The 7,985-nt window shown below is 61.4% G+C and carries 7 protein-coding genes; 4 read left to right on the top strand and 3 right to left on the bottom strand.

The genetic code is table 11. The annotated features are described in order from the left end of the window. Positions 1-184: 184 nt before the first annotated feature. The 3 genes from ACFX4T_RS21535 to ACFX4T_RS21525 all read right to left on the bottom strand — a co-directional run bounded on the left by ACFX4T_RS21535 (position 185) and on the right by ACFX4T_RS21525 (position 2,835). On the bottom strand, positions 185-1,018 hold the full coding sequence (locus ACFX4T_RS21535) for an alpha/beta fold hydrolase (protein ID WP_377654026.1): 834 nt from the start codon (positions 1,016-1,018) through the stop codon (positions 185-187). A gap of 62 nt (positions 1,019-1,080) precedes the next feature. Next, positions 1,081-1,935 (bottom strand): alpha/beta fold hydrolase, encoded by an 855-nt coding sequence (locus tag ACFX4T_RS21530; RefSeq protein ID WP_377654024.1) that lies wholly within the window; start codon positions 1,933-1,935, stop codon positions 1,081-1,083. A 9-nt stretch (positions 1,936-1,944) separates the two neighbouring features. Beyond that, a complete protein-coding gene (locus ACFX4T_RS21525) occupies positions 1,945-2,835 on the bottom strand; it encodes an alpha/beta fold hydrolase (protein ID WP_377654022.1) in 891 nt (296 codons plus the stop codon). 57 nt (positions 2,836-2,892) lie between these two features. On the opposite strand from ACFX4T_RS21525, the gene lysS reads away from it, so the two are divergent. The 4 genes from lysS to ACFX4T_RS21505 all read left to right on the top strand — a co-directional run bounded on the left by lysS (position 2,893) and on the right by ACFX4T_RS21505 (position 7,968). Next, complete coding sequence (gene lysS, locus ACFX4T_RS21520) at positions 2,893-4,422, top strand: lysine--tRNA ligase (protein ID WP_377654020.1); 1,530 nt, start codon at positions 2,893-2,895, stop codon at positions 4,420-4,422. 2 nt (positions 4,423-4,424) lie between these two features. Then, a complete protein-coding gene (locus ACFX4T_RS21515) occupies positions 4,425-4,598 on the top strand; it encodes a hypothetical protein (protein WP_216922753.1) in 174 nt (57 codons plus the stop codon). 129 nt (positions 4,599-4,727) lie between these two features. Further along, on the top strand, positions 4,728-5,054 hold the full coding sequence (locus ACFX4T_RS21510; RefSeq protein ID WP_223947524.1) for an Lsr2 family protein: 327 nt from the start codon (positions 4,728-4,730) through the stop codon (positions 5,052-5,054). 421 nt (positions 5,055-5,475) lie between these two features. Then, positions 5,476-7,968, top strand: a complete 2,493-nt coding sequence (locus tag ACFX4T_RS21505; protein WP_216922749.1) for an ATP-dependent Clp protease ATP-binding subunit — start codon at positions 5,476-5,478, stop codon at positions 7,966-7,968. The last annotated feature ends 17 nt before the right edge of the window (positions 7,969-7,985 follow it).

Raw genomic sequence — 7,985 nt, 5'->3', positions numbered from 1 at the left:
GAACCCGGAAGCTAAGACCCACAGCGCCGATGGTACTGCACCCGGGAGGGTGTGGGAGAGTAGGACACCGCCGGACACACATTAGGTCGAGACCCCCCAACCCACACCGGGTCGGGGGGTCTCCCACATTTAAACGACCGTCAAACACACCAACGTGGGCAAGCCTACGCTGGTGTGAAACTCCTTAGCCCGAGAAGAACTCAGACAATTCTGCGATGAGCTTGTCGGGCGCCTTGTTGGGGCCATCGTGCCCGAACCCAGGGAGGATGGTGTAACTCGAGCCGGATAGGACGTCGTGGATCTGGCCGCATGCCACACCGAAGTATGCGGGGCTTTTCTCGCCGACCACGATCAGCGTTTCAAGGGGCAGCTCCAGGAATGGCTCTGCGGGCATATCCGCAGCTATCACAGCCTTGATTTCGCGGACTCCGCACGTCATCAGTTCCCGCATCTGCTTGCCCATGGGTGTTCCTGCGGTCAGCTTGTTGGCGAGTGTCAACATGGATAGGGGCATGCGAGCGAAGGCCCCACCGGTCTCTACTCCCTTGATGAGTACGGCGAGGCCGCGATCGTAGTCTCCTGCCGCCGTCGCGCGTTCATATTCCGGCGTCCAATCGGCTTTGACGCTGTGGTTGACCGAGACGGCGGGATCGTAAACTGCGAGTCGCTCAACCGGTAAGGTCCGCGCCGCATGCAGTGCGACGGCGCCGCCGAAGCTGTGCCCGAAAACGTCCGTGCTGGACGTGTGTTTCATGACAGAGTCAAGATCCCGGATGTCGGCTTCGAGGGTGTAGTCCTCGGGCTGCGGAGAGGATTCACCGCGTCCACGGCGGTTAAAGGTATGGACAGGCCGGCCAAGGGACTCACTCAGTTTCTGTGCGAAACGTGTGTAATCGGAGGCTGTCACCATTGAGGCAGGCACGACGACGACACCCGAGCCTGCAGCTGCCAGGCCACCGCCCGTAGTCAATACTTCGAGGTGTCCGCCGTCCGTTGTGGTGATGATCTCGCGCGTCATGTCTTGAGCCTAACGGAGCCACCTGAGCGCCGGCAGCATGCTGGACGCTATGTGGACAACAATCAGCTTTTGAAGTAATCCGAGATGTCCCTCACGAGTTCCTTCACGGCGGCTGGAACGGAGCCATGGAAGCCTTTTGGCGATATCTCAAGGGTGCTTCCGGGCACAGCGGCGTGCAAGCGAGCTGCAGTTACCTTGTAGTACTGCGGGCTCTTCTTGCCCACCATGAAGTGGGTGCTGGGAGGTAGAACGGAGAAATCGCGCGGAGTTTCCGTGGCGTCGAAGGCAGCTTTGAGTTCTCCGACGCCGGATGGCAGGAGTTCACGGAACATCGTGTTGACTTTGGTCCGCGAAACCACGGCCATGAGGCCCACCAGCACGGGTTCAGGGATCCGGGCCAAGGCACTTCCCGGATGCATGCCCCGCTTCATGCGGGCAAGGGCGAGGTTGATATTGCCCTTGTTCACGGAGTCCTCGAAGCCGGCCATCCAATCCGTATCCATGCTTCCATCGATGTTCACGGCGGCGTCGTACACGGCAAGCCTGTCCGGTTGGTGCTGCGTGCCGGCAAACGCCTGCGCAGCGTTGAGGGCCACCGACCCGCCCAGGCTGTGCCCGAGGATGTTCCTCGCATCGGTGGCGTCCATGATGGTTCGCACGTCCGCAATTTCCGTGACCATGGAGTAGTTGTGTGGTTGATCGCTGGAGTTGCCGCGGCCCCTGCGGTCGTAGACGTCCACGGCCCACCCATCGCCGAGGCCCTTCGCGAGGGCGACGGAAAAGGGCCGATAGATCAGGGCTGTGAGGAATGCGCCGCCGATCAGGACCACACGGCGCTCCCCGGGTGCGTCTTCCGCGCCGTAGCTGTACAAGGCGAGTTTGCCGCCGTCGTGCGTTCTGATGTCGCGTTCCCTCACCGGTTCATCCTAGGGCGCGCCGTCAGCGGGTGCCGGGTCGGCAGAAAGGAAGCGGGCGATTCGGGCTGCAAGCCGCCTGCCTGGCCGAAGGGGCCCTTCATGGAATTGCAGGGGCACAATGGCGAAGTCGATGACGGGGACCGCTCCGGCAAGGGTGCGGCCTGTTTCGGCGAAGTAGGACGGGCTCCAACCTCCGCTCAGCATGAGTGTTGGGGTTGCGAGCGAGGTGAAATCGTGAAGATGCGCGTCGGCGTCGAGGACCGCCCGCATTTCGGCGACGGCGGTGGGCAACAGGGAGCGCATCTCCGAACCCAGCCGGGTCTGTGCTGAGAGGACGCTCAGCATCCGTAATGCCCCCATGGGCAGATATGAGATGGGACCGGCAGTTCCCAAACCCTGCACCAGATGGGCCCACGCGTGGTCCAGCTGGCCTGCGCTAACTGCGACTTCCAATTCCGGACGCCACCGGCCATGGAGATTTCCTGATAACGAGACAGCAGCATCGTAGGTGACCAAGCGGTTGATCTCCGTGCTGCGAGCAGCCTGCAGTGCCACGAAACCGCCATAGCTGTGCGCCACGACATCCGTTGAACCGGTGCTCCGCATCACCGCCTGGAGGTCCGCGATCTCGGTGCCGGCGGAGTATCCCGGCGGCTGTGGCGCCGAACGGCCGCGGCCTCGCCGGTTGTAGCAATGGACTGGTCGCCGCAGCATGAGGCTCAAGGTCCGCGCGAAGGGCCAGTACAAAGAATCGGTCACCAAAGTCCCATGGACCACGACGACGCCGGACGGTTCCGCAGGTGCGTGCGAACCGGGAATCGAGGCTTTCGACGCCGGCCGGAACGTGTGCACTTCAAGCTGGCCGCCGCCGTCGTCCGTTTCAACTGTCCACGTCTCCACAGCCCGAGTCTATGTCCCGGAAATAGAGGCCCATAATGAGCGGTAAACTTAAGGACTGTGACTTCCGCAAACACCCCAGCCCTTAACACCTCCGCAGAGCCCACCGACGCCAGCGAGCAGATGCGTATCCGTATGGACAAGCGCTCCAAGCTGATCGAACGTGGCACAGAGGCCTATCCTGTGGGCGTTGAGCGGACGCATTCCTTGAGTGAGATCCGCGAAAAGTATGCGCACCTGGAAGCCGACGAAACCACTGGTGACATCGTGGGCGTCACCGGCCGCGTCGTGTTCGTACGAAACACGGGCAAGCTCTGCTTTGCTACCCTCCAGGAAGGTGGGGCAGACGGCAAGGGCGTTCGTCTCCAGGCAATGCTGAGCCTGGCCAATGTGGGCGAGGAAGCGCTGGCCGATTGGAAGGCCCTGGTTGACCTTGGAGACCACGTATTCATCAAGGGCGAGGTCATTTCCTCCCGCCGCGGTGAACTCTCCGTCATGGCCGATTCCTGGTCCATGGCCTCCAAGGCACTGCGCCCGCTCCCGGTCCTGCACGCGGAGCTTAACGAAGAAACCCGTGTTCGCCAGCGCTATGTGGACCTCATAGTCCGCGATGAAGCGCGCGAGATGGTCTACAAGCGTGCTGCCATCACGCGGTCTGTCCGCGACACCCTTGACCGCCACGGCTACGTCGAGGTGGAGACCCCCATCCTGCAGCTGGTCCACGGTGGTGCTACGGCCCGTCCGTTCGAGACGCACATGAACGCGTTCGATCAGAAGATGACCCTGCGCATCGCCACGGAACTCTTCCTGAAGCGCGCGGTAGTGGGTGGCATCGACCGCGTCTACGACATGGGCCGCGTTTTCCGTAACGAAGGCGTCGATTCCACGCACAGCCCCGAATTCACCACCCTTGAGTGCTACGAAGCCTGGGCTGACCAGTTCGTCATGGCCGAGCGCATGAAGGAAATCATCCTGAACGTGGCGGACGTGGTTGGCACCCGTACCATCCAGACGGATGCAGGCGAGATCAACCTCGACGGCGAATGGGCTTGGGTTGCGGTATACCCCGGGCTTTCTGAAGCGGTTGGCGTTGAAGTCACTCCCGACACCACAGTGGAGGAACTGCTGGCCATTGCTGCCAAGCACGAGATCAAGGTGGACCCGCAGTGGGACGCGGAGAAGATCGTGGTTGAGCTCTTTGGCGAGATCGTGGAACCCACACTGCTGAACCCGACTTTCGTTTACAACTACCCGCCGTCCGCTCAGCCGCTTGCGCGTCCGCACCGCGAAGACGGCCGGCTCATCGAGGCATGGGACCTGATTATCGGGGGCATGGAGCGCGGCACGGCCTTCTCCGAACTCATTGACCCCGTTATCCAGCGCGAACGGCTTACGGAGCAGTCACGCCGGTCTGCTGCTGGCGACGTAGAAGCCATGCAACTCGACGAAGACTTCCTTCGCGCCCTTGAATACGGTGCCCCGCCCATGGGTGGTATCGGGCTCGGCATCGATCGCCTCGTCATGTTGTTCACCGGCGCAGGTATCCGCGAAACCATTCTGTTCCCCTTGCTCAAGCCCGAAGGACACTGATCATGGAATACATCGCAGTCCTGGCGCCATCGATCGTTGTTGGTTTGATCTTCTGGTTCGCCATGAAGTCCATCTTCAATGCGGACAAATCCGAGCGGCAGGCGGAAGCCCGCGCCCAAGCGGAGGCCAATTTGCGGAATTCCGGCCCCGAGGGTGAAGGCCCGGCAGCTAAATAGCCTGCAAATTGGGTGGCCTTAGCAGGAAACCCAAATGTGCCTTTGACGTGTGTGCTTGACGTGAACGATAATCAGGAATAGGAACCCTCAAATTTCTGATTATCCAACCCTCCAAAAGAGAGGCTACTCATGGCACAGAAAGTTAAAATCATCCTCGTCGATGACCTGGATGAAGGGTCAGCGGACGAAACTGTCCGTTTCGGGCTGGACGGTGTTAGCTACGAGATGGACTTGTCCACGGCTAACGCAGAATCTTTGCGCAAAGCACTGGAGCCTTACGTAGCCAAAGCCAGGAAGACCTCCTCGGGCCGTGCAACACGTGGCCGTGCAACCGCCACGCGAAACCAGGATTCAGCGCAGATCCGTCAATGGGCTCGTGACAACGGTTACACCGTAAACAGCCGTGGACGCATTCAGGCTGAAATTCAGGAAGCGTACCAGAAGGCCAATTCCTGATTCACCCGCCTTCAATGCCCCGGCAGCTTCTGCCGGGGCATTAGGTTTTTAAGCCCATGGTTTGTTGCCGGGCCTTCCGAGGGGATGCCTGAACAAGGCCTAGGGATATTTCGTGAATCGTTCCGGTGCCTACAGTGGGGATTATCCGGCCTTTTGGAACTGGTCAAAACTACTGGTCAAAGCGCGTGCTCAAAGCCGGCGGCTGCGTTCGTCGCCCTACCCCTGTTCTGGGTGGCTGACCACGAGCTTCCGGAGGCCGGAACGGGCGTGGGACGGGCGTATCGCGGGCGGGCCTGCCAACCGCGAAGGGGGTGCCAGGTTTATTCCGCTGGGCGTCATGTTTCCCCTGTGGCGAACACGCTCCAAAAGTCGGGCTTCGGCACGTAGCATCAAAGTACGTCGTAGCTAGGAGTGTGGCGAAATGTTTGAGAGATTTACGGACCGTGCCCGTCGCGTGGTTGTCCTTGCCCAAGAAGAGGCAAGGATGCTCAACCACAATTACATTGGTACCGAGCACATCCTCTTGGGTCTGATCCACGAGGGTGAAGGCGTTGCCGCCAAGGCGCTTGAATCCCTGAGCATTTCGCTCGATGGCGTCCGCGAACAGGTGCAGGAGATCATCGGCCAGGGCCAGCAGGCTCCGTCCGGACACATCCCCTTCACCCCGCGCGCCAAGAAGGTGCTTGAGCTTTCGCTCCGCGAAGCACTGCAGCTCGGCCACAATTACATCGGAACCGAGCACATCCTGCTCGGCCTCATCCGTGAGGGCGAAGGCGTTGCTGCCCAGGTGCTGGTCAAGCTCGGCGCGGACCTTAACCGCGTCCGTCAGCAGGTCATCCAGCTGCTCTCCGGTTACCAGGGCAAGGAAGCTGCCGGTTCGGGCTCCAGCCAGGGCCAGCCGGAGGGAACCCCCGCCGGTTCGGTGGTGCTGGACCAGTTCGGACGCAACCTCACCCAGGCTGCCCGCGAGAACAAGCTCGATCCCGTGATCGGCCGCGAGCAGGAGATGGAACGCGTCATGCAGGTCCTCTCCCGCCGTACCAAGAACAACCCAGTGCTCATCGGTGAGCCCGGCGTCGGTAAGACTGCCGTCGTCGAGGGCCTCGCCCAGGCGATTGTCCGCGGCGACGTCCCGGAGACCATCAAGGACAAGCAGCTGTACACGCTGGACCTTGGTTCACTGGTTGCCGGCTCGCGCTACCGTGGCGACTTCGAAGAGCGCCTGAAGAAGGTCCTCAAGGAGATCCGCACACGCGGCGACATCATCCTCTTCATTGACGAGATCCACACCCTCGTTGGTGCGGGTGCTGCTGAAGGCGCCATCGATGCCGCATCCATCCTGAAGCCGATGCTTGCCCGCGGTGAACTCCAGACCATTGGTGCCACCACCCTGGATGAGTACCGCAAGCACATTGAGAAGGATGCCGCTCTTGAGCGCCGCTTCCAGCCGATCCAGGTCAAGGAGCCTTCCGTGGCTCACGCGATCGAGATCCTGAAGGGCCTCCGGGACCGCTACGAGGCACACCACCGCGTAACGATTACCGACGGCGCCCTCGCCTCAGCCGCGCAGCTGGCCGAACGCTACATTTCGGACCGCTTCCTGCCGGACAAGGCAATCGACCTCATCGATGAAGCCGGTGCACGCCTGCGTATCCGCCGCATGACCGCTCCGCCGGAGCTCAAGGCCATGGACGAGCGCATTGCCGACGTCAAGATGGAGAAGGAATCCGCCATCGATGCCCAGGACTTTGAGGGTGCCGCTTCGCTGCGCGACAAAGAGCAGAAGCTCATTGCCGAACGCGCTGAGAAGGAACGCAACTGGAAGTCCGGCGGCATGGATGACATCTCCGAGGTTGATGAAGACCTGATCGCCGAGGTTCTAGCGAACTCCACCGGCATCCCTGTCTTCAAGCTCACCGAGGAAGAGTCTTCACGGCTCCTCAAGATGGAAGACGAGCTGCACAAGCGGGTCGTCGGCCAGGACGAGGCCATCAAGGCCCTGTCGCAGGCTATCCGCCGCACGCGTGCAGGCCTGAAGGACCCCAAGCGTCCCGGTGGCTCGTTCATCTTCGCCGGGCCTACGGGTGTCGGCAAGACCGAGCTCGCCAAGGCCCTTGCCGAGTTCCTGTTCGGTGAAGAGGATGCCCTCATCACGCTGGACATGTCCGAGTACTCCGAGAAGCACACGGTTTCGCGACTCTTCGGTGCACCTCCGGGCTATGTCGGCTACGAAGAAGGCGGCCAGCTGACCGAGAAGGTCCGCAGGCGTCCGTTCTCCGTGGTCCTGTTCGACGAAGTTGAGAAGGCCCACGCGGACCTCTTCAACTCGCTCCTGCAGATCCTGGAAGATGGCCGACTGACCGACTCCCAGGGCCGCGTGGTGGACTTCAAGAACACCGTGATCATCATGACCACCAACCTGGGTACCCGCGACATCTCAAAGAGCGTCGCTACCGGCTTCCAGTCCGGCACGGATACCCAGACCGGTTACAACCGGATGCGCGCCCGGGTCACGGAGGAGCTCAAGCAGCACTTCCGCCCCGAGTTCCTCAACCGTGTTGACGACGTCGTGGTGTTCCCGCAGCTCACCCAGGACGAGATCATCGAGATCGTGGACATGTTCGTTACCCGCCTGGAGCGTCGCCTCAAGGACAAGGACATGGGCATCGAGCTCACCACGGCAGCAAAGGTTCTTCTGGCCACTCGTGGCTACGATCCCGCAATGGGTGCCCGGCCGCTGCGCCGTACCATCCAGCGCGAGATCGAGGACCAGCTCTCCGAGAAGATCCTCTTCGGCGAATTGCACTCCGGTGACATCGTTGTGGTGGATGTGGACGGCGAAGGCGACGACGCCAAGTTCACGTTTGCAGGCAACGCCAAGCCGCGGATCCCGGAGATTGCTCCTACCGCATAAGGCGTGCGCAACGTAAG

It is taken from the genome of Paenarthrobacter sp. YIM B13468 (assembly GCF_042788025.1).
Classification (GTDB): Bacteria; Actinomycetota; Actinomycetes; order Actinomycetales; family Micrococcaceae; genus Arthrobacter; species Arthrobacter aromaticivorans.
Note: the sequence above shows the minus strand (reverse complement) of the source record. Positions and strands in the feature narration are given on the sequence as shown.